Origin of the sequence: Rhodococcus sp. AW25M09, from assembly GCF_000333955.1 — a bacterium.
Classification (GTDB): Bacteria; Actinomycetota; Actinomycetes; order Mycobacteriales; family Mycobacteriaceae; genus Rhodococcoides.
Map to the genome: position 1 here is coordinate 106,313 of NZ_CAPS01000031.1, position 21,471 is coordinate 127,783.

The window sequence follows — 21,471 nt, forward strand, 5'->3', positions numbered from 1 at the left end:
CCGGTTGTCATGAACAAAAGGGTGACACGACAATCGCATGAGCGCAAGAGCGAAACGGCCCGCGTACTAGCTCCGCGAGCCCAGTACCAGCTTCGCGGCGCTGATGTCGTCGATGACCAGATCGGTGATCAGCCCACCGTGAAGTGCTGCGTTGAGCGCTTGGAGTTTGGATTCCCCGGCCACTATGGCGACCCGGCGAGGAACAGCTTTGAGTCGATCGAGGCTGGGTCCGCTGGAGCGCTCGTTCAACGCGATGCGGTCGTAGCTGCCGTCGGAGCGCAGAAACACCGTCGCGATATCTCCGACGACGCCGTCGCGCTGAAGTTCGGCACCGTCCTCGCGTTCGAGGTAGCCGGCGCTGTACACATGGCTGGGTACTGCCCCGCTCATGACGCCGATGCTGAACACGGCCAAGTTCATCCGATCCTGCAGTTCGAGTACCCGTTTGATGCTGCGTTCGCGCCACAGATGTCGACGGGTCTCCGGATAGTCGAAGAATGCGGGCACCGGAAAGCCCTGTGCCGCAGCACCGTAGGCGTCGGCGAAGGTTCTGATGATGTCCGTTGCGTAGGAGACTCCGGTGGTGCGAGTGTTGGCTGCACCGTTGAGCTGTACGACGGTCGAGTTGTGGGTTCGCTTGGGCGCGAGCTTGCGGCTGACTGCGCTGACCGTTGTCCCCCAGGCGACACCCATCACCATGTCCGAGTCGAAGAATGTGGTCAGTAGTCGTCCGGCGAAGGTGGCAACACGATCGAGGCGCTGCAACTCGTCGATGGTTTCCGAGACGGGTACGACGTGTGCACGAATGTCGTACAGATCGGCGAAAGCGCGCTCGATCCGCGGTGCCTGGCCGAGTGGTGTGGAGATCTTGATTTCCACCAGTCCCGACGCCCGCGCGAAGGTGATCAGTCGTGAGACTGTCGAACGAGATACTCCCAGCTCACGGCCGATCGCCGCCATCGTCATGTCCTGGAAGTAGTACAGCCGGGCCGCCTGGGTGGCGTGTCCGGTGCGCAGATCCAATTCGGGAGCACTGTGTGGGTCGGTCACCGGTATCAGTGTACGACCGAATTGCACATATGTGCATTAGCTGTGCAACACGGTGCAGGGCGTCTAACGTGGGAAATGGCACGCAATGTGGCGTGCATCACTCACTTTACGGAGGCTACACAATGGCACGTAAGGAACCGGAATGGGGACTGCCGGCGCACATGGCCGCAGAGTTCGCCGGAACCATGATTCTCATTCTGTTCGGCGTGGGCGTCGTCGCGCAGGTGGTGTCGGGCGGCGAGGCGGGCAGCCTCGGTGGCCACGATTCGATCGCCTGGGCGTGGGGGCTGGGCGTGATGTTCGGCATCTATGTCGCCGGCCGTATCACCGGCGCACACCTCAATCCCGCCGTGACGATCACGTTCGCGCTGTTCCGCGGGTTCGACTGGAAGATGGTTGCGCCGTACATCCTCGCGCAGACCGCAGGTGCCTTCGTGGCCGCACTGCTGGTGCGCTGGAACTACAACGACATGATCAATGCCGTGGACCCGGGGCACACCACCGCCACCCAGACGATCTTCTCGACGCTTCCCGGTAACGGAACTCTGCCGGTCAGCGTGTCCTCGGCGCTGATCGACCAGATCATCGGCACCGCGATCCTGCTGTTCCTCATTGTGGCAGTGACCGATTCGCTCGGCACCGCGCCGATGGCCAACATGGCACCGCTGATCGTCGGCCTCATCGTCGTCGGTATCGGCTTCGCGTGGGCGACCAATGCCGGATACGCGATCAATCCGGCCCGAGATTTCGGACCTCGCCTGGCGTCGTACATCACCGGATACGGTGGAGCGTGGCGCGATCAATACGGCGGCCTGTACTTCTGGGTCCCGATCGTCGGACCTCTCGTAGGCGGACCCATAGGAGTGCTTCTGTACGACCTGCTCATCGGAAAGAACCTTCGCAAACAAGAAGGTGCGACGCCAGAGCCGCCATCTCGACTCCCAGCCGATACCCAGACAACAGGAGAAAAGCCATGACCGAGACCGCAGGGAAGTACATCGCCGCGATCGATCAGGGAACCACGTCCTCGCGCTGCATGATCTTCGATCACGCAGGGACCGTCGTCGCCAGCGACCAGAAGGAACACCAGCAGATCTTTCCCCAGGCCGGATGGGTCGAGCACGACGCGTCGGAGATCTGGGACAACGTGCGCGCCGTCGCCGCAGGTGCCATGGCCGCAGCGGATCTGACGCGCGAGGACATCGCCGCGGTCGGCATCACCAACCAGCGCGAGACCACGCTGGTGTGGGAGAAGGCGACAGGCAAGCCGATCTACAACGCCATCGTCTGGCAGGACACTCGTACCGATCGCATCGCCACTGCACTCGGTGGGGGCGACGCCAACAAATACACCGCCAAGACCGGTCTGCCGCTGGCCACTTACTTCTCCGGCCCCAAGATCAAGTGGATCCTCGACAACGTGGACGGCGCACGCGCCAAAGCCGAGGCGGGAGAACTGTGTTTCGGCAACATGGACACGTGGGTTCTGTGGAACATGACCGGCGGAACCGACGGCGGACTGCATTACACCGATCCGACCAATGCCTCGCGGACCCTGCTGATGGATCTGGACACCCTGCAGTGGGACGAAAGCATCTGCGCCGACATGGACATCCCGATGTCGATGATGCCCGAGATCCGTTCCAGCTCCGAGGTGTACGGCAACGGGCGCGAGCGCGGTCCGTTCCGTGGGGTGCCGATCGCCGGAATCCTCGGCGACCAGCAGGCGGCCACCTTCGGTCAGGCCTGCTTGTCGCCCGGTGAGGCCAAGAATACCTACGGCACAGGCAATTTCGTATTGCTCAACACCGGTACCGAAAAGGTCATGAGCAAGAACGGATTGCTGACCACGGTCTGCTACAAGATCGGTGACCAGCCGACGGTGTACGCGCTCGAAGGTTCCATCGCCGTGACGGGTTCGCTGGTGCAGTGGCTGCGCGACAACCTCGGCATGATCTCCTCGGCGTCGGACATCGAGACCGACGCACGGTCGGTGGACGACAACGGCGGTGCCTACTTCGTGCCCGCATTCTCCGGACTGTTCGCCCCGCACTGGCGCGCGGATGCCCGAGGTGCCATCGTGGGACTGACGCGGTTCGTCAACAAGGGTCACTTGGCGCGTGCGGTACTCGAAGCCACCGCGTATCAGACGCGTGAGGTGATTGAGGCCATGAATGCCGACTCCGGTGTCGATCTCGAGGTGCTCAAGGTCGACGGTGGAATGGTGGTGAACGAGCTGCTGATGCAGTTCCAGTCCGACATCCTCAATGTCGATGTGGTGCGCCCCGTCGTGGCCGAAACCACCGCTCTCGGAGCGGCATACGCGGCCGGCCTCGCCGTCGGATACTGGGAGAGCGAGGACGACATCCGGCAGAACTGGGCCGAGGACAAGACATGGACTCCGTCCATGGACGAAGAACAACGGGCCAAGCTGTACGCCGGTTGGAAGAAAGCAGTGACACGTACTCTCGATTGGGTTGATGAAGAATGAGTTCCACCACAACAGCTTTGAGTCCCCAGGGGCGCGCGGATGCGCTGGCTCGGATGGAGGCCGAAGAGCTCGACATCCTGGTGATCGGCGGCGGCGTCGTCGGAGCGGGCACGGCGTTGGACGCGGTGACTCGCGGATTGAAAGTGGGATTGCTCGAGGCGCGCGACTACGCCGCCGGCACGTCGAGCCGTTCCAGCAAGCTCTTCCACGGTGGACTGCGCTACCTCGAACAGTTCAACTTCGCGTTGGTGTTCGAGGCACTGAAGGAACGGTCGCTGGTACTGAACAAGCTCTGCCCGCACCTCGCTCGCCCGGTGCCGTTCATCTATCCGCTCGAGAAAGTGATCGACCGTCCGTACGTCGGTCTCGGCATCGGCGTGTACGACGTCATGGGTGCCGGCCGCGGTGTTCCGAGCCACCACAAGCACCTCGGCAAGAAGAAGACGCTCGAGTCCTTCCCGTCCGGCAAGCGATCGGCGATCCGCGGTGCGGTGAAGTTCTACGAGGGTCAGGTCGACGACGCACGACACACGATGATGCTCGCTCGTACGGCGGCAGCCTACGGTGCGTTGTGCGCCAACAGCACTCGCGTCACGGGTTTCCTCCGGGAGGACGACAAGGTCGTCGGCGTCGTGGCGAGCGACCTCGAGACCGGCCGTTCCTTCGAGGTCCGGGCCAAGCAGGTCATCAACGCCGCGGGTGTCTGGACCGACGAGGTACAGCAGATGGTCGGCGGCCGTGGACAATTCCAGGTTCGCGCATCCAAGGGCGTGCATCTGGTGGTGCCGCGCAATCGCATCAACAGCGCCACCGGCATCATCACGCGAACCGAGAAGAGTCTGCTGTTCGTCATCCCCTGGGGCAGTCACTGGATCATCGGCACCACCGACACCGACTGGAAGCTGGATCTGGCTCACCCGGCCGCGAGCCAGAGCGACATCGACTACATCCTCGGTCATGTGAACAAGCTGCTGGCCGATCCATTGGACCGGACCGATGTGGTGGGTGTCTATGCAGGACTTCGTCCGTTGCTGTTCGGCGAATCCGATTCCACCAGCACACTCTCGCGTGAGCATGCGGTATCCAGCCCGGTCCGAGGACTGACCGTCATCGCGGGTGGCAAGTACACCACTTATCGTGTGATGGCCAAGGACGCAGTCGATGCCGCAGTGCACGGGCTCGAACGCACGGTACCGAAGTGCGTCACCGAGGACATCCCGCTCGTCGGTGCCGACGGATACCTGGGTGCGTTCAACTCTCGTGCTCTGACGGCCGAACGCACGGGTCTGCGCGTCTCCCGCGTCGAGCATCTACTCGGTCGGTACGGCACTCTCATGGGAGAGTTGTTGGACTTGATCGACGCCGATCCCGAGCTCGGCAATCCGCTGGAGAGCGCGCCGGAGTACCTCAAGGCAGAGGTGGTCTATGCGGCCAGTCACGAGGGCGCGCAACACCTCGACGACATCCTGACCCGGCGCACTCGCATCTCCATCGAGGTTCCCGATCGTGGTGAAGCGGCCGCCGACGAGATTGCTCGGCTGGTCGCGCCGATCCTCGGGTGGGACGATCAGCACGTCACCGAGGAGATCGAGCACTATCGTCTTCGTGTTCTGGCAGAACGTGATTCGCAGGAGCAGCCCGACGACGATACCGCCGATGCCGCACGACTCGGGGCACCGGATGTGCGACTCGGAGTGAGCTGAACCGACCGATGGCGGCGGTCCTCTCGACGAGGACCGCCGCCATCGACGGTTATTGCTGTATCAGCCCTGCAGCAACGTGAACGAGTGCTCGCGAATCAGGATCGACGGCCCGCCGGCCTCGTACGCCTGATCCGAGTCGCTCGAGGTAGACAGGGTCCACGTTCCTTCCACAAGCGTGAATTCCACTGTGGCATCGGAGGCATTGACCATCCACGCGAACGACGCATCCTTGTCGTCGGCGCGCATGAGGACCAGGATGCTGTGGGCATTGCCATCGGACCAGTCCTCGTCGGACAGCTTTTGGCCGTCGGCTCGGTAGAAGTCGACGGTATCCGGCCCGGCGCCATCTTCGTCGGAATCGCTGTCGTGGCGGAACCACGTCGGGCGCAGTGCCGGGTGCTCGTCGCGTAGGGCGATCAAGTGCGTGGTGAAGTCGATCAGATCCTGATCGGCTGTGCTCCAGTCGAACCAGGAGACCTCGTTGTCCTGGCAGTAGGCGTTGTTGTTGCCGTTCTGTGAGCGGCCCAGTTCGTCGCCACCGAGGATCATCGGCACCCCGGCCGAGAGCAGCAGCGTCGCAAGGTGGTTGCGCTGCTGCCGGGCCCGCAGTGCGTTGACTCCCTCGTCGTCGGTCGGCCCCTCCGCGCCGCAACCCCACGAGCGGTTGTCGGATTCGCCGTCCTGACTGTCCTCACCGTTCTCCTCGTTGTGTTTGTCGTCGTAGGAGTTCAGGTCGGCCAACGTGAAACCGTCGTGCGCGGTGATGAAGTTGACGCTCGCCAACGTAGGTCGCCGGGTGCTCTCGTAGACGTCGGGGCTGCCGGTGACGCGCTGCGCCAATGCAGGCAGCGCTCCGTTCTCGCCGCGCCAGAAGTCACGGACGTCGTCGCGGAACTTGCCGTTCCACTCCGACCAGCGGGCCGGGAAGCCGCCGACCTGGTACCCCTGGGTATCCCACGGTTCGGCGATGAGTTTGACCGGAGCGAGCGTCGGGTCCTGGTGCACCAGGGAGAGAAATGCACTGTGCACGTTCAGATCCGAGTCCTGACGCGTCAGCGTGCTCGCTAGGTCGAAGCGGAACCCGTCCACGTGCATCTCGGTGACCCAGTACCGCAGGGAGTCCAGGATCAGTGCCAGAGCAGCGGGGTGCCCCACGTTGAGACTGTTGCCGGTTCCGGTGGTGTCGTAATACGCACTCCGGTCGTCGTCGACGAGTCGGTAATGCGAGCCGTTGTCGATTCCCTTGAGCGAGAGCGTCGGTCCCAGATGATTACCCTCGGCGGTGTGGTTGTAGACGACGTCGAGAATGACCTCGATGCCGTTGTCGTGCATGGCTTTGACCAGTGCTTTGAACTCGTCCACCTGGCCGCCCGTGTCGCCGCTGCTGCTGTACTCGTTGTGTGGTGCGAAGAAGCCGATGGAGTTGTAGCCCCAGTAGTTGCGACGCCCCTCTTCGAGTAGATGCGAATCCTGGACGAACTGGTGAATCGGCAGCAATTCCACTGCCGTGACTCCGATGCGCTTCAGATGCGCAATCGCCGCCGGATGCGCCAGGCCGGCGTAGGTACCACGAATATCCTCGGGGACATCAGGATTGGTGGCAGTGAAGCCCTTCACATGGACCTCGTAGACCACCGTGCGGTCCAACGGTGTGCGAGGCGACTGGTCGCCGGACCAGTCGAAGTTCGACTGCACTGCAACGGAATACGGCATATGCGGAGCCGAGTCCTCGTCGTTGCGGGTCTCCGGCTCGGCATGCAGGTGGCTGAAGACCGACTCGTTCCAGTCGACCTGGCCGGTGATAGCGGTTGCGTATGGATCGAGCAGCAACTTCGCCGCATTGTGCCGCAGTCCCGAAGCGGGATCCCACGGGCCGTCGACGCGGAGGCCGTAGCGAACTCCGGGTGTCACGTCGGGAACCCGATCGTGGAACACATGGCCGGTGCGCAGTGTCAATGGTGTTGTACTGCGCTCTGTTCCGTCGTTGTTCAGCACGACCACGGAGACCGAGTCCGCTGTTTCGGAGTAGACGGCAAGGTTGGCGCCGTCGTTCGTCAGACGCGAGACGCCCAAGGGGTAGGGGAGACTTGATGAGGAGGGCATGCTCGCGTCATTACCCCCGCGAAGGTCGAGGGAAACGCCTGCGTACCGGGCGTTGGGCTAGGATCGACGGCGATATAGCGCCCGTCGAGAAACGTGCGGCCGCACGCTACGAAGGGTGAGGCGATGAATTCCGCACGACCTGACGACGGTTCGGCCCTGCTGGACGAGCTGTTTCCGGGTGACAATGCCACCGACGCTCGTTTCCGCGAGCTCGACTGGTCCGCGACGAAACTCGGACCGGTCGAGCAGTGGCCGCACGAACTTGTCACGGCCATTCGCACGGTTATGCCGTCGACCACTCCGATGCTGATCTGGTGGGGCCCGGACCTGGTGCAGATCTTCAATCACTCGTACACCGATCTTCTGGGAGACAAGTTTCCCGCCGCCGCCGCCCAGCCTGCGGGTGAGTGCTGGGCCGAAATCTGGGACGACGTGGGGCCGATGGCTCGCGAGGTTGTCGAGAGCGACGAGCCCGTTCACCGAGCCCAGTACATGTTCATGATGCACCGGCACGGCTTCCTCGAAGAGACCTACTGGACGTTCTCCCACAGTCCGATTCGTGGACCGGGACGCACGGTTCTGGGGTTGTTCGTCACCCCGACCGACGACACGGTGCAGGTGGTGGGCCAGCGACGAATGAGTGCGCTGCTGCGGTTGGGTGCGCTCGACGCCGGAGACGGTGCAGGTCCGCCCGGAATCGCCAGAGCTGCGGTGGATGTGCTGGGAAGTGAGCCGCGGGAGTTTCCGCTCGTCGCCGCGTTGTTGCGCGACGACCTGGCCGAGAACGGTCCCCTGCGCTGCGTCGCCACCAGCGGCGACGCGGATTACGAGAGTTCGACGTGGCTGGACTCCGATGTCTTCGGTGTGATCGAGGGCGTGGTGCCGCGCGCAACCGTGCCGGTGGACGGGAACGTCCCGGAGGCGGTCGTGATGCCGCTGACGATGGCTGGTCGCGTGCAACCGATCGGTGCACTGGTGATCGGGGTCAGAAGCAGTCGAGCCGTGGACGAGTCGCTCACGTCGTTCTGCGGAGTCCTTGCCGAGCGCGTGTCCACGGCACTGACCGCCTCACAGGCGTTCGAGATGGAACGTCGGCGGGTCGCGGCGCTGGCCGAAGCCGACGAGGCGAAGACACGGTTGCTCGAGAACGTGGGGCACGAGTTTCGAACCCCGCTCACCCTGCTCGCCGGTCCACTGGAGTCGGTACGTGAGAGCACGACGTCGACCCTGTCCGACTCCGACCGAGACTCACTCGACGTGGTCCACCGTGCGTCGACCCGGCTACGACGTCTGGTCGACGATCTGCTCGACGTCGTCAGCGCGGACGCCGGCCAGCTGCGGGCCCGACTCGAACCCACCGACCTGGCCGCGGTGACGCGTGACTGCGCGTCGATGTTCGCGGCGGTCGCATCGGACCAGGGGCTCGACCTTGTCGTCGACGCGAGCGAGGAGGTCGTGATTCTCATCGACGGCGAGATGTGGTCGAAGGTCGTGTTCAACCTCGTCGCGAACGCCGTCAAATACACTCCGGCCGGCAGTGTCTCCGTGCGCCTGCGGGCCGAAGCGGACACGATTCGACTCGTCGTCGCCGACACCGGACTCGGAATACCCGCCGACGACCTGCCCCGAGTATTCGATCGGTTCCACCGAGTCGAACGGTCCGGTGCCCACAGCATCGAGGGGACCGGTATCGGCCTCGCGCTCGTATCGGACCTGCTCACTGCCCTGAACGGGCGTATCGACGTCGACAGTGAGGTGGGCCGCGGCAGCACCTTCACGGTGGTCGTGCCCCGATTGGCGGTCGAGTCGGCCGCGGCCCTCGATCGACCGGTTGTGCACGCGGATTCGGTGTCGGCGATCTTCGCTTCGAAAGAATCGGCGACGGTCACCTCCGACCGAGCAGACATTCTGCTCGTCGAGGACAACATCGACATGCGCAACTATCTCGTCCGACTGCTCAGCGACGAAGGCTGGACCGTCACCACCGCGGGCGACGTCGAGACAGCGCTCGATCGTGCGCGATCGACAACGCCAGGGCTCGTGCTTACCGACGTCATGCTTCCCGGCCGCAGCGGCCTGGAACTGGTGAACGAGATCCGCCGAGACACCGGCCTGCAACGGGTGCCGGTGATCCTGTTGACCGCGCGAGCGGGAACCGACTTCGTGCTGGACGGCCTCGGACGCGGTGCCGACGACTACATCGTCAAACCGTTCCACGACCGAGAACTCGCCGCCCGGGTGCGCGTTCACCTGGAACTCTCCCGCATGCGCGAGCAGTTGATCGAAGAAAGCGGCAACCAGGCCGCGACGCTGCGCACCGCCCTCGACACCCGCGGATCGATCGGCCGAGCCGTCGGAATCCTGATGTCGGTCTACCGCATCGACGCCGACGCCGCCTTCGCCCAACTGACCGAACTGTCGCAGAACACCAACCGCGAGACCCGTGACCTGGCCGCGATGATCGCCGACGACTTCATGGCCGGGCTCAGCCCGGAGAGTCAGTGATTGCGGCGATAGTTCTCTCGCTCGCGTTCCATTTCGGCCATCTTCTTCGCGCTCTTGAGGTCGGCCGGTAGTCCATGAATTTCGAGGCGTCGGGCGCGGTTCTGATCCATGTACGCGGCGGTGTAGAACAGCGCGAGGAGCAAACTGAGCAGCACCATCGAGGCACGGAGCCAGATCGCTCCAGGGAACAGGACGAAGAATCCGATGAAGATCGGTAGGAACGGAATCATCGACCGCAGGATGTGACGCGGCGTTGCTCCCGGCCCGACGAGGTCGCGTCGAACCCAGTTCTGCATGGAGTCGGGCAGTTTGCGCCCGAGGACCGCGTAGCCCAGCCACTGGCCGAGGGATGGACGGCTCCGAATCGGGTGCGAGTTCATGACAATGCTCCTGCTGCGATGGCCGCGTCGTTGACACGGGTGAGGACGCGTCGCAGATCGTCGAGTTCGGCGAGTGACGCGCCGAGCCTCTCCACGACGGCGGGCGGAATTTTCTCGGCCTGCTTGCGCAGCGCGGCTCCGGTCGGGGTGAGCGAGACGAGAAGCACTCGCTCGTCTTCGGCGCTGCGGTTACGGGCCAGCAACCCCATCGATTCCAGACGCTTGAGCAGCGGGGAGAGGGTGGGGGAATCGAGTTGCAGGGCTGATCCGATGGCTTTGACCGACATGGGCGACTCGCCCCACAGTGCCAGCATCACCAGGTACTGCGGATGCGTCAGTCCCATCGGCTCGAGCAGTGGCCGATACACCGACAGCACGGCACGGTTGGCTACGGCGAGCGCGAAGCAGACCTGTCGATCGAGTGCGAGCGGATCTTCGACGGTGGTCACGAAATCCAGGCTAGCAGATTTAGTTAGGGCGCTAATGATTAGTGCACGATGCATTGTTTGTATGTGGAGCAGATGCCCGAAAAGCGCTGCAAAGCAAGGTGAATTCTCAACTAGTGCGGGCGTGGCAGAGTTCCGGTCGGTCTGATTCGGCGAACTTCGTCCTCGGCGTTTCATTGGGTCCGAAGGTGTGCGATGCTCCGTGTCGATTCGCTGTTTTCGTGACAAAGCCCGAGAGGATCCCCATGCGTCGTCGACGTATCTTCGTCCCGTTCGTCGTCGCCGCTGTGGTGTCGTTGTCATCGGTCGCCGTTGTCTCCGCCGATCCTGCTGTGGCTGCCGCTCGCATCGTCGACACCGCGATCGCGTCCGACACCCTGCGCACCGTGAGCGTGGACTCTCCTGCGATGGGCGGGATCGTCGAAGTGCAGGTACTGACTCCCGCCGTGAAAACCGGACCGCGTCCGACGCTCTACATGCTCAGCGGTATCGGCGAAGAGGACCCGCACAACAGCATGTGGTTGCGCAAAGGTGGGGCGGCCGAATTCTTTGCCGACAAGAACGTCAATGTCGTACTGCCACTGGCAGGCCCCGGCAGCTTCTACACAGACTGGCAGCGCGACGACCCGACACTCGGCCGGTACCAATGGGAAACGTTCCTGACCGAGGAACTGCCGCCGGTGATCGACGCAGCGTTCGACGGCAACGGGCGCAACGCGATCGCCGGACTGTCGATGGGCGCGCAGTCGGCCATGATGCTGGCGGTGCGTAACCCGGACGTGTACTCCGGCGTCGCGTCGTACAGCGGTTGCTTTGCATCCTCGGACCCGATGGGTCAGGCGAACATTCGGTCGATCATCGCTGCCTTCGGCGGCAACGCCGACAACATGTGGGGCGGCCCGTTGGATCCGGACTGGGTCGAGCACGATTCGGTCGTCAACGCCGAACGTCTGCGCGGCACCGCCGTGTACGTATCGGTGGGAACGGGAGCGCCGGGGCCGTACGAGAGCTTCGACAGCGTGGACGCTCTCGACGTCGTGGTGATCGGTGGTCTCATCGAAGTGGGCGCGAACTACTGCACCCATCGACTCGCCGACCGACTCGGTCAACTCGGGATTCCGGCAACGTTCGACTTCACCGAGACCGGAACCCACTCGTGGCCTTACTGGGTGGACCAGCTGCCCAAGAGTTGGCCGACCCTGGCGGGATCACTCGGTATCTGAGCGGGCTCCTTACGTGCGCCAGGGGCAGGCGAGAGGGCTGGTGAGGCCGAGGTGCCTCTCCAGCTTCGTTACCGACGCGTCTCGGATCGCGCTGTAGATCGCATACGGATCGTGCAGCGTTCGGCCGAGCACTCCTGCCATCGAGTCGGCATCGAACGAGGTGGCTGCGTTCTCGGAGATGCGGGTGCCGTCGGCTTCGAGATTGGATCGAAAGATCCCGGCGGCAGACTTCGGCAGGAAGTCCTCGTACACGATCGGATCTGCGGCGACGAAGCCTGATTCGACCAAGTCGACCAGCCCTCGAGTCCGGTCGGTGGGCGTTGGACTCAGGCCCGTCGTGCGAAAGCTGAAGTAGGCCAGATCTTCTGCCAGCCAGTCGGCTTCGCTCTCGGGTACCAACGAAGCCCACCTGGCGGTCTCTCTGCCGGATCCCCGGTTCTCGGATCGTTCCAGGTAGGTGTCGTAGCGACTGCGGCCGAGCACGGTAGCGGCCGCCCCCCGCGCTTCGACTTCACCGAACCGGACCCGCAGGTGGCCGGATTCGAGGCGGCCGTCCTCGTCGGCGAACATCCGCTCTTCGTTCAGTGCTCGGAATGACGTCTGCCGCAGCAGAAGTCCCGGACCGGACATGCGGGGCGGGCCCTGGATGGTGTCGATCATCGCCACCCCGCGCTCTTCCATACGGCTGTGCAGGAGGTCGATGTCGAGGACCCGGGGCGTCAGATGATTGATGTGCGTCGAGGAGACTCCGCCGATATCTGCTGCTACGGCGGAGACCGCTTCGAGTTCGCGGTACCACGCCCTGTCGATGGGGTCACCGGACAGCGCGAACGAGGACGTGGCCAGATCCAGGAATGTCGCGGCGTCGTCTTCGGAGAGTCCGCCGTCGGCCTCCGCTTTGCCGGCCAACTCGAGTAGCTCGTGTGGGAAAAGCGTTCTACGGTCGAGGAATTCGGTGAGCCTACCGCCGAGGTCCTCGTCGAAGAAGCGTCGGTCCGAGGCCACCAGCATCGAGGTGAACACCCGAAATGGATTGATCGCGAGTTCGTCCTGCTCGATGGGGCGAAACGCCGTGGACACGACAGGAATCGAACTCGACGCGGTGTCGCGCAGATCGTAGAACCCCACCGGATACATACCCATGGCACCGAAAATGGTTGCCACCTGAGACATCTCGCGTGCATTACCGACGCGGATGGCTCCGTGGCGTTCCGCGGTGACGCGGTCGATCGAGCCGTAGCGCTCGGCATCGGCACCGGTGGCCCGCAGCGTTTCGGCATTGATCGTCGCCGTGACATCCAGCAGCGTCGTATAGGCGGGAACCTCCTGCCCGTACAACGCCGAGAGACGGAGGGCGAATTGCGCCCGCAATTGCGTCGGTATCACGTTCACCACTTCATACTGCGCCTTTCGGCACCTTCGCGGAACCCACGATGGCGCGACGTCGACGTGGTTCGGATCAGTGCGCATCTACCGCAGAATGTGTGCGCGATCACACAAGACCTTCTCGTGGGCGCGGGCGCAATCTGGAACGGACACGCCACAGGTGCCGCGATAGGCACCCGAGAAGGAGCGAAGAATTATGACTGCAGTACAGGAATCGGCCGCACCGTCGTTGCCGACCGGAACCGCCACCGAGCTCTACATCGCGGGACAGTGGCACGGCGCATCCGACGGCGGAACCTTCACCGACATCAACCCCACCACCGAACAGCCCCTGGCTCAGATCGCTGCAGCTACGGCATCGGATGTGGACGCGGCGGTGCGTGCAGCCCGTGCTCAACTCGGCGGTGAGTGGGGTGCAACGCCCGGGGCGGTCCGCGGACAGTTACTCAATCGAGTGGCCGATCTGATCGAGCGGGACGGCGACCTTCTCGCTCGACTCGAAGCTCTGGACATCGGCAAGCCGGTGGGCCAGCCGTCGATGCTCGACATCCCCAATGCAGCCGCCACATTCCGACACTTCGCCGGCTGGGCCGACAAGATCACCGGGAGCTCCATCCCCACCGCGGGTTACTTCGGGCAGCCGACGCACTCCTACACCGTTCGCGAGCCGGTGGGCGTCATCGGCATGATCGTCCCCTGGAACACCCCACTGATGATCGCGGCGTGGAAGCTCGCGCCGGCGCTGGCCGCCGGAAATACCGTGGTCGTCAAGCCGCCGGAGGACGCGCCACTGTCCATCCTGCATCTCGCGCGCCTGATCGGCGAGGCCGGTCTGCCCGGCGGAGTCGTCAACGTTCTTCCAGGATTGGGCGAGGTGACCGGTGACGCGTTGGTCGGCCACCCCGACGTCGACAAGATCAGCTTCACCGGCAGTCCTCGGGTCGGCAAGCTCATCGCCAAGAAGGCTGCCGATACGTTCAAGCGGACGACGCTCGAGCTCGGCGGCAAGTCGCCGCAGATCATTCTCGAGGACGCAGATCTCGAGGCGGCGATCAACGGAACCGCGATGGGCCTGTTCTTCAACCAGGGACAGGTCTGTGCGGCCGGCACGCGAGTGCTGGTGCACCGCTCGCTGTACTCGCAGGTGGTCGACGGCCTGGCCGCCGCGGCGTCGGCGCAGGTTCTGGGAGATCCGTTCGATCCGTCGACGACGATGGGCGCGCTGGTCAATGCCACGCAGCGAGACACCGTCCTCGGGTACATCCAGGCCGGACGCGACGGCGGAGCCCGAGTGGCCGCCGGTGGCAGCCGACCGGACGGGGCAGGCTACTTCGTCGAGCCGACCATCTTCGCCGACGCCGACAACGGCATGAAGATCGCCCAGGAGGAGATCTTCGGACCCGTCGGCACGGTGATTCCCTTCGATACGGCCGACGAGGCGATCTCCATCGCCAACGACACCGTCTACGGGTTGGCAGCGAGCATCTGGACCCGCGACGTCTCGCGGGCACACACCCTCGCGGCTCGAGTGCGCTCCGGTGCCGTATGGGTGAACGGTTGGGCGGCAATCGATCCCGCACTCCCGTGGGGCGGCATGAAATCCAGTGGCACCGGACGTGAACTGGGGTGGGCCGGAATCGAGGCCAACACCGAGGAGAAGGTCGTCACGATCGTCCTCTAGAGCTTGCGCAGGTGAGCGGGACTTCGACCCCTGCTACGAAGTTCCGCTCACGTCGAGTTACGCGGTGTTTACCGAAGAACACGCGATTCGTAACGAGCAGGCCGCAGGATTTAGTTCAACGGACGTAGAACAACGTCCGACGAATCGGAAAGGGGTGATGGCGATGCGCGAACCCTAGGTCCGCGTCGGAGTCGAGGACCGCTACCGTATGGCTGTGCCCAAGCTCGTGGATCACGACGAACGCCGCCGCGCGATTACCGCCGCAACCTGGCGTTTGATCGCTGCCAGAGGAATCGATGCTGCGAACATGCGGGACATCGCGACCGAGGCGGGATACACGAACGGCGCACTGAGTCATTATTTCGCGGGTAAGGACGAAATTCTCCGCACCGCATTCGAGCACGTCTTCGAGGCGACGAACCGTCGTATCGACGAAGCCCTCGGCGAGGCAACGGGATTCGAGGCTCTTCGAATCTTCTGCCGAGAAGTGATGCCGACAACCGACGAGACTCTGCTCGAGGCGAGAATTGCAGTCTCGCTGTGGCAGCGCGCGATGTACGACGAGCACATGGACGAGACCAACCGTCGGTCCCTGGTCTCGTGGCGCACTCGGATGGCGGAGTTTCTCGAGCAGGCCCGCGCGGAAGGTGACGCCGGCGACTTCGATGTCGATCTCGCCGTCGAAACACTGCTCAACATGATGATGGGCATGCAGATTCTCGGCGTGCTCACCCCTGACGACACCACTGCCGACCGGCAGTTCGAGATGCTCGATCGGTTCATAGCTCAGCTGTAGCCACCCGGCTCCCAGGCGGCCCTCCCGCTTCGCGTGCCTGTTTTATTCAACGTATGTAGAACCACATCGTAGTATCACCCGACCCCGAGGAAGACCGATGCCGACCCTCACTCCCCACGCAATCGACCACGCTCTGTCGTTACCCACCGAAGACGAAATCGCTCAGGTCCGCTCGATCGTCGATTCCGCCGGATTTGTCACCGCCGCAACCCGGTTCGTCTATGTCGGACTCGACGAGCCGAACAAGTCCGACTTGTACGTCGCAGAACCGACCACCCGACGCACATTTCGAGTGCTACTGCACGACATCTCGACTCCCGATGCCGTCGACCTACTCGTCTCCCTCGACGACCGTCAGGTGATCGGTTCCACTCGGCTCGACGCGACCCGCGACGGTCAGATGCCGGTGCTCGACGAGGAATTCGAGCTCGTCGAGAGTGTCCTCTCCACCGATCCGGACTGGCTCGCCGCGCTGGCCGCGCGCGGACTGGACGTAGCCGACGTTCGAGTGGCACCACTGTCGGCAGGCGTGTTCGACTACCCGGGCGAGCACGGTCGACGAATACTGCGCGGCTTGGCTTTTCGGCAGGACTACCCCGCCGATCACGCGTGGGCCCATCCGATCGACGGGCTGGTCGCTTTCGTCGACGTGATGAACCGGACGGTGGACAAGGTCACCGACCTGGGTGCGGTTCCCATCCCGGAGGAATCGGGCAACTTCGACGATCTGTCCGTCACCGGCCCGCTGCGGACCACGCAGAAGTCGATCGAGATCACCCAACCCGACGGTCCGAGTTTCACGGTTCGAGGCAATCGCGTCGACTGGGAGAAGTGGTCGTTCAGAGTAGGCTTCGATGTGCGTGAAGGTCTGGTGCTGCACCAGATCGGTTTCGAGGACCACGGTACGGTTCGGCCGATCATCCACCGCGCGTCGATCGCCGAAATGGTTGTTCCCTACGGTGATCCGTCGCCGCTGCGGTCGTGGCAGAACTACTTCGACACCGGTGAGTACCTGGTGGGACGGTACGCGAACTCACTCGAACTCGGCTGCGACTGCGTCGGAGACATCACGTATTTCGACGCCGTGATCGCCGACGAATTCGGCAACCCGAAAACGCTGACCAACGCTGTGTGCATGCACGAGGAAGATTTCGGGGTGCTGTGGAAGCACACCGATCTGTGGTCGGGGTCTCAGGAGACCCGTCGCCAGCGTCGACTCGTGATCTCCTTCTTCACCACCATCGGCAACTACGATTACGGCTTCTTCTGGTACCTGTACCTCGACGGCACCATCGAATTCGAGGTCAAGGCAACGGGAATCGTGTTCACCTCCGGACATCCCGGTGGTGACTACCCCTACGCCACAGAGATCGCCCCGGGACTCGGAGCGCCGTGCCACCAGCACCTGTTCAGTGCTCGACTCGACATGATGATCGACGGCACCGGCAACTCCGTCGAGGAGATCGAGACCCGCCGAGTGCCGATGGGGCCGGACAATCTGCACGGCAATGCCTTTGCTCTGCAACACACCCCACTCACCACTGAATCCGAGGCGCAGCGTGTTGCCGACGGCACAGTGGGCCGCGTCTGGCATGTCACCAATCCGACCTCACTGAGTCGGCTCGAAAGACCCGTCGGATACACGCTGCACCCCGAGGGGCAGCCGCTGCTTCTCGCCGACGACAACTCGTCGATCGCGCGACGCGCCACGTTCGCCACGAAGCATCTGTGGGTGACCCAGTTCGACCGAAGCGAGCGCTATGCCGCAGGCGATTTCGTCAACCAGCATCACGGGGGAGCGGGCCTGCCGGCGTTCGTCGCCTCGAACCGCAGCTTGGTCGACGAGGACATCGTGCTGTGGCACACCTTCGGGCTCACCCACTTCCCGCGGCCCGAGGACTGGCCGATCATGCCGGTGGACTACACCGGGTTCAAGCTCAAGCCCGCGGGATTCTTCGATCGCAACCCGACGCTCGATGTGCCGCGCACGACCTCTGCGCATTGCGCCTCCTCGAGCTGCGAGAGCGGTGAGCAGAGTGTCTGACACCCAATCGAATTCGACGGCAGGCGCGCTACGCGGATCCATCGGCGTCGTGGGGATCGTGTTCCTGGTCATCGCCGCTGCTGCGCCGCTGACCGCCATCGGTGGAGCATTGCCGGTCATGATCGCGACCGGCAACGGTGCCGGCGCTCCGCTCGCCTACATTGTCGCGGCAGTAGTCCTGCTGATCTTCAGCGTCGGCTACGCGGCCATGAGCCGGCACATGGTGGACACCGGTGCGTTCTACGCCTACGTGGAGAAAGGGCTCGGGAGAACCATGGGCCTCGGCGCCGCGGGTCTGGCGCTGCTGACTTACACCGCCATTCAAGCGGGCATCTACGGCCTTGCCGCATCGACCGTCGACAGCCTGGTCGTGAAATACGGCGGTCCTGATCTGCCGTGGTGGCTGTGGGCGCTCGGCCTCGTCGCGATCGTGGCGCTGCTCGGCTACCGCAGCATCGATCTCGGAGCCAAGGTGCTCGGAGTACTGCTGGTGCTCGAGATCGGGATCATCGTGATCCTGTCGGTCGCGGTGTTCGTCAAGGGTGGCGCCGCCGGCATCGACGTCGAATCGTTCACTCCCTCGGCCTTCTTCGATGGATCCCCGGGAATCGCGTTGATGTTCGCCATCGCGTCGTTCATCGGCTTCGAGGCCACCGCGATCTACGGCGAGGAGGCGCGCAACCCCACGCGGACTGTTCCGATCGCGACCTACGCCGCCGTCGTCACCATCGGATTGGTGTACGCGGTGTCGAGTTGGGCCGTGGTGCTCGCCTTCGGTAGCGCGTCCGTCGCGCAGGCCGCTGCCGATGACACGGCGGGGTTGACCTTCGCCGCTGCCGCCCAGTACTTGGGCCCGATGGCGGCGGACATCATGGAAATCATGTTGGTCACCAGTCTCTTCGCCGCCTTGCTCGCTTTCCACAACGCAATCGGACGGTACGTATTCGCCCTGGCCCGCAAGGGCGTCGCCCCGTCGATGTTGGGACGCACCCACTCTCGGCACGGCTCCCCGCACATGGGATCGCTGTTCCAGACCGGCTCGGCAGCATTGGTTCTCGTGGTCTTCGCCGCAGCAGGCGCAGACCCGGTGCTGGAGTTGTTCACCTGGATGTCCGGACTGGCCACCGTGAGCATCCTGATTCTGATGATCCTGACGGGTGGGGCGATCATTGCGTTCTTCCGTCGATCGACTGTGGACAAGCGCACCTGGCACACCGTTGTCGCCCCGGCACTCGGAACCATGGGGCTCATCGCGATCCTCGCCCTCGTGCTGGATAACTTCACGCTGCTCATCGGCGGTTCGGGAGTGCTCGCCACCTTGCTGTTGATCGTCGTTGCGGTGTTCTTCGTCGGCGGGCTCCTCGTAGCTCGGCTGGGTGGATCTCGCGCCCGAGACCTAGAGCCGACGGGCTGACTCCGATGGTCATGACGGTGTTGATGGCGCTCGGTGCAGTGGGTGCTGTTCTCCCGCTGTTCGGACGCCGAAACCACGATGGGCGGGTCCGGTGGGCTCACCTGTGCATGGGTGCCGTCATGGCCGCGATGGTGGTGTTCGGCATGAATGCCACCATCGCGATTCCGGCGAGTCTTGTCCTCATCGTGGCGGCTGTCCATGTGACTGCCGGAATCACGACACCGTCCTCGTCGGGGCCGTGCGTCGTCGACCTCACCTGCATGGCGGTCCTGCTGTTACTGACGCCCTCGATCCATGCCCATTCGGTACCCGACGCAGTCTCTGCGGCTCCGTTGCACCGGCATGGAGCAGGTCTCGACCCAAGGCTCGTCGTGCTGGCTCTGCTGGCAGCGTGGATCGGACTGACGCTGAACATGTTTCACAGGAGCCACTCGGGGCGTCGGGCCACGGCAGGTTCCCTTCTCATGATCGTCGGAATGGCACCCGTAGTTTTCTGATCCCACTGTTCAGGAGAGAACAAGGACCACAGCAGACATCTCCGATCACAATGGGAGTAGAGGTCTTCCGTGTCTCCAGCTGGGTTCATCCCTGAACGAGGGCGCATCTGGCCCAGAATGTGTGCGCGCAGCGACATGTTTGTGCTTGCGGATTGGGCCACTGTTGTGTCGACGGTCACAACAGAAAGAAGCAGCGAATGTCGACGGATTACATCGTAGTGGGAGCAGGATCAGCCGGAAGCGTCATCGTCCGACGGTTGCTCGACGCCGGGCATACCGTGCACGTGATCGAGGCCGGGCCGGTCGATACCGACCCGGCGATCCATTCGCCACAGGGCTGGCCGACGCTGCTGGGTGGCTCGCAGGATTGGGGATTGTTCACCACTCCGCAGAAGCACGCCAACGATCGCCGGATCTTCTGGCCTCGTGGCCGCGTACTCGGCGGCAGCTCGTCCCTCAACGGAATGATTTACGTCCGAGGACATTCCAGCGACTACGACGGTTGGGCGTCCGCCACCGGAGATGCGGGATGGGCCTGGGAGAACGTACTGCCGCTGTTCAAGCGTTCGGAGTCACACGAGCTCGGTGCCACCGAGTTCCACGGCGGCGACGGCCCGCTGCCGGTGTCGATCATGGGCACCCCGCACCCGCTGGCAGCGGCCTTCGTCGATGCGGCAGTCGAACATGGGCACAAGCTGATCGACGACTTCAACGCCGACGAGATGGTGGGTGCCGGCTACAACCACACCACCACCCGCGACGGCGAGCGGATGAGCGCGTGGAAGAGCTTCGTCGGCCAGGTGCTGAACAATCCCGATCTGACCGTGACCACCGGAGCGCTCGTGCACAAGGTGGTGCTCGAGAACGGCCGAGCAGTGGGAATCGAGTACAGCCTCGGGGGTTCGGAGCTGGAGCGATCGTTCGCCGATCACGAGGTGATCCTGTGCGGCGGAGCTCTCGGCTCACCGAAAACGTTGCTGCTCAGCGGAATCGGCCCGTCCGATCACCTGAGTGCAATCGGGATCGACACCGTCGTCGACTTGCCCGGCGTCGGCGAGAATCTGCACGACCACCTGCTGCTCAGCAACATCTACGAGTCCCTCGAGCCGCTCGCCGCCGGTACGAACAACCTACTCGAAGCGCAGCTGTATGCCCGCAGCACCGGATGGGCCGGCGCTGCACCCGATCTGCAGCCCCTGTTCATGCACATTCCCTACCCCGCCGACGGATACCCGGTGCCCGAGAACGGCTACACCATCGCACCTGGAATAGTGGCTCCCCGCTCGCGTGGCACCCTACGGTTGGCGTCGGCGGACCCGAGCGAACTGCCGCTGGCCGATCCGAACATTCTGGCCGATCCGTACGACCTGGAGGCGATGGTCGACGCGGTGGAGATCTGCCGTGAGATCGGTGCCTCCGACGCGTTCGCACCCTGGCGCAAGGCCGAGGTGGTTCCGGGGCCGAGCGCGCGCACACGTGACGACCTGCGGGCCTACGTTCGCCAAACCGCGGGCACGTACCACCACCAGGTGGGCACCTGCAAGATGGGTGCGGACTCGGATCCCAATGCTGTTGTCGGAGCTGATCTTCGGGTCCGCGGTATCGAGGGGCTGCGGGTCGCGGACGCATCGATCATGCCCACGGTGCCGTCGGGCAACACCAACGCGCCGTCGATCATGGTCGGCGAGCGGGCCTCGGACTTGATTCTGGGGAGCTAGTCTTCGAGTGAAGGCGGGGCCCGCGAGCCCCGCC

Annotated in this window: 16 protein-coding genes; 11 read left to right on the forward strand and 5 right to left on the reverse strand. The window is 63.9% G+C overall.

Annotation, left to right across the window (positions count from 1 at the left end):
• Positions 1-66: 66 nt before the first annotated feature.
• On the reverse strand, positions 67-1,050 hold the full coding sequence (locus RHODMAR_RS05945; protein ID WP_008712343.1) for a sugar-binding transcriptional regulator: 984 nt from the start codon (positions 1,048-1,050) through the stop codon (positions 67-69).
• Between the two features lie 122 nt (positions 1,051-1,172).
• On the opposite strand from RHODMAR_RS05945, the gene RHODMAR_RS05950 reads away from it, so the two are divergent.
• From RHODMAR_RS05950 to RHODMAR_RS05960, 3 genes are read left to right on the forward strand one after another with little or no spacing between them, the layout of a single operon-like run.
• Entirely contained in the window at positions 1,173-2,027 is an 855-nt protein-coding gene (locus RHODMAR_RS05950) for an MIP/aquaporin family protein (protein WP_008712345.1), read from the forward strand.
• Positions 2,024-3,541 carry a glycerol kinase GlpK gene (gene glpK / locus RHODMAR_RS05955; protein ID WP_008712346.1) on the forward strand — a complete coding sequence of 506 codons (1,518 nt, stop codon included), beginning with the start codon at positions 2,024-2,026 and terminating at the stop codon, positions 3,539-3,541. Before RHODMAR_RS05950 ends, glpK begins: the two co-directional genes overlap by 4 nt.
• The gene (locus RHODMAR_RS05960; RefSeq protein ID WP_008712347.1) at positions 3,538-5,244 is read left to right on the forward strand and encodes a glycerol-3-phosphate dehydrogenase/oxidase; all 1,707 of its coding nucleotides are present in this window, start codon (positions 3,538-3,540) and stop codon (positions 5,242-5,244) included. Before glpK ends, RHODMAR_RS05960 begins: the two co-directional genes overlap by 4 nt.
• Before the next feature lie 60 nt (positions 5,245-5,304).
• Here the strand turns inward: RHODMAR_RS05960 and glgX are convergent, their stop codons facing one another.
• Entirely contained in the window at positions 5,305-7,347 is a 2,043-nt protein-coding gene (glgX, locus tag RHODMAR_RS05965; RefSeq protein WP_008712348.1) for a glycogen debranching protein GlgX, read from the reverse strand.
• Between the two features lie 123 nt (positions 7,348-7,470).
• Between glgX and RHODMAR_RS05970 the strand changes: the two genes are divergently transcribed.
• A complete protein-coding gene (locus RHODMAR_RS05970; protein ID WP_008712357.1) occupies positions 7,471-9,852 on the forward strand; it encodes an ATP-binding protein in 2,382 nt (793 codons plus the stop codon).
• Here the strand turns inward: RHODMAR_RS05970 and RHODMAR_RS05975 are convergent.
• Together RHODMAR_RS05975 and RHODMAR_RS05980 are read right to left on the reverse strand one after the other, a co-directional pair.
• Entirely contained in the window at positions 9,846-10,232 is a 387-nt protein-coding gene (locus RHODMAR_RS05975) for a DUF5313 family protein (RefSeq protein ID WP_008712358.1), read from the reverse strand. The two genes, RHODMAR_RS05970 and RHODMAR_RS05975, sit on opposite strands and share 7 nt — an antisense overlap.
• Positions 10,229-10,681 (reverse strand): MarR family winged helix-turn-helix transcriptional regulator, encoded by a 453-nt coding sequence (locus RHODMAR_RS05980; protein ID WP_008712359.1) that lies wholly within the window; start codon positions 10,679-10,681, stop codon positions 10,229-10,231. Before RHODMAR_RS05980 ends, RHODMAR_RS05975 begins: the two co-directional genes overlap by 4 nt.
• 242 nt (positions 10,682-10,923) lie before the next feature.
• On the opposite strand from RHODMAR_RS05980, the gene RHODMAR_RS05985 reads away from it, so the two are divergent.
• Positions 10,924-11,901: an alpha/beta hydrolase gene (locus RHODMAR_RS05985; RefSeq protein WP_008712360.1), complete on the forward strand. Its 978-nt coding sequence runs from the start codon at positions 10,924-10,926 to the stop codon at positions 11,899-11,901.
• A gap of 9 nt (positions 11,902-11,910) precedes the next feature.
• Here the strand turns inward: RHODMAR_RS05985 and hglS are convergent, their stop codons facing one another.
• The gene (hglS, locus tag RHODMAR_RS05990) at positions 11,911-13,296 is read right to left on the reverse strand and encodes a 2-oxoadipate dioxygenase/decarboxylase (protein WP_008712362.1); all 1,386 of its coding nucleotides are present in this window, start codon (positions 13,294-13,296) and stop codon (positions 11,911-11,913) included.
• Positions 13,297-13,483: 187 nt separating this feature from the next.
• Here hglS and styD point away from each other — a divergent pair, with 187 nt between their 5' ends.
• The 6 genes from styD (at position 13,484) to RHODMAR_RS06020 (ending at position 21,437) form a co-directional block, all read left to right on the forward strand.
• Positions 13,484-14,968, forward strand: coding sequence for a phenylacetaldehyde dehydrogenase StyD (styD, locus tag RHODMAR_RS05995; RefSeq protein WP_008712369.1), 1,485 nt, complete (start codon positions 13,484-13,486; stop codon positions 14,966-14,968).
• Positions 14,969-15,176: 208 nt separating this feature from the next.
• On the forward strand, positions 15,177-15,764 hold the full coding sequence (locus RHODMAR_RS06000) for a TetR/AcrR family transcriptional regulator (RefSeq protein ID WP_008712371.1): 588 nt from the start codon (positions 15,177-15,179) through the stop codon (positions 15,762-15,764).
• A 97-nt stretch (positions 15,765-15,861) separates the two neighbouring features.
• A complete protein-coding gene (locus RHODMAR_RS06005; protein WP_008712377.1) occupies positions 15,862-17,808 on the forward strand; it encodes a primary-amine oxidase in 1,947 nt (648 codons plus the stop codon).
• A complete protein-coding gene (locus RHODMAR_RS06010) occupies positions 17,801-19,222 on the forward strand; it encodes an APC family permease (protein ID WP_008712379.1) in 1,422 nt (473 codons plus the stop codon). Before RHODMAR_RS06005 ends, RHODMAR_RS06010 begins: the two co-directional genes overlap by 8 nt.
• A gap of 11 nt (positions 19,223-19,233) precedes the next feature.
• A complete protein-coding gene (locus RHODMAR_RS06015) occupies positions 19,234-19,719 on the forward strand; it encodes a hypothetical protein (protein ID WP_157226000.1) in 486 nt (161 codons plus the stop codon).
• A 197-nt stretch (positions 19,720-19,916) separates the two neighbouring features.
• Complete coding sequence (locus RHODMAR_RS06020; protein ID WP_008712383.1) at positions 19,917-21,437, forward strand: GMC family oxidoreductase; 1,521 nt, start codon at positions 19,917-19,919, stop codon at positions 21,435-21,437.
• Positions 21,438-21,471: the final 34 nt, after the last annotated feature.

Excerpts from the sequence above, each read along its gene's own strand:
- glpK (WP_008712346.1), top strand. The coding sequence starts at position 2,024 with ATGACCGAGACCGCAGGGAAGTACATCGCCGCGATCGATCAGGGAACC.
- RHODMAR_RS05970 (WP_008712357.1), top strand. The coding sequence starts at position 7,471 with ATGAATTCCGCACGACCTGACGACGGTTCGGCCCTGCTGGACGAGCTG.
- RHODMAR_RS05985 (WP_008712360.1), top strand. The coding sequence starts at position 10,924 with ATGCGTCGTCGACGTATCTTCGTCCCGTTCGTCGTCGCCGCTGTGGTG.
- RHODMAR_RS05975 (WP_008712358.1), bottom strand. The coding sequence starts at position 10,232 with ATGAACTCGCACCCGATTCGGAGCCGTCCATCCCTCGGCCAGTGGCTG.
- RHODMAR_RS06005 (WP_008712377.1), top strand. The coding sequence starts at position 15,862 with ATGCCGACCCTCACTCCCCACGCAATCGACCACGCTCTGTCGTTACCC.
- RHODMAR_RS06000 (WP_008712371.1), top strand. The coding sequence starts at position 15,177 with ATGGCTGTGCCCAAGCTCGTGGATCACGACGAACGCCGCCGCGCGATT.
- RHODMAR_RS05950 (WP_008712345.1), top strand. The coding sequence starts at position 1,173 with ATGGCACGTAAGGAACCGGAATGGGGACTGCCGGCGCACATGGCCGCA.
- RHODMAR_RS05960 (WP_008712347.1), top strand. The coding sequence starts at position 3,538 with ATGAGTTCCACCACAACAGCTTTGAGTCCCCAGGGGCGCGCGGATGCG.
- RHODMAR_RS06015 (WP_157226000.1), top strand. The coding sequence starts at position 19,234 with ATGACGGTGTTGATGGCGCTCGGTGCAGTGGGTGCTGTTCTCCCGCTG.
- styD (WP_008712369.1), top strand. The coding sequence starts at position 13,484 with ATGACTGCAGTACAGGAATCGGCCGCACCGTCGTTGCCGACCGGAACC.
- glgX (WP_008712348.1), bottom strand. The coding sequence starts at position 7,347 with ATGCCCTCCTCATCAAGTCTCCCCTACCCCTTGGGCGTCTCGCGTCTG.
- RHODMAR_RS06020 (WP_008712383.1), top strand. The coding sequence starts at position 19,917 with ATGTCGACGGATTACATCGTAGTGGGAGCAGGATCAGCCGGAAGCGTC.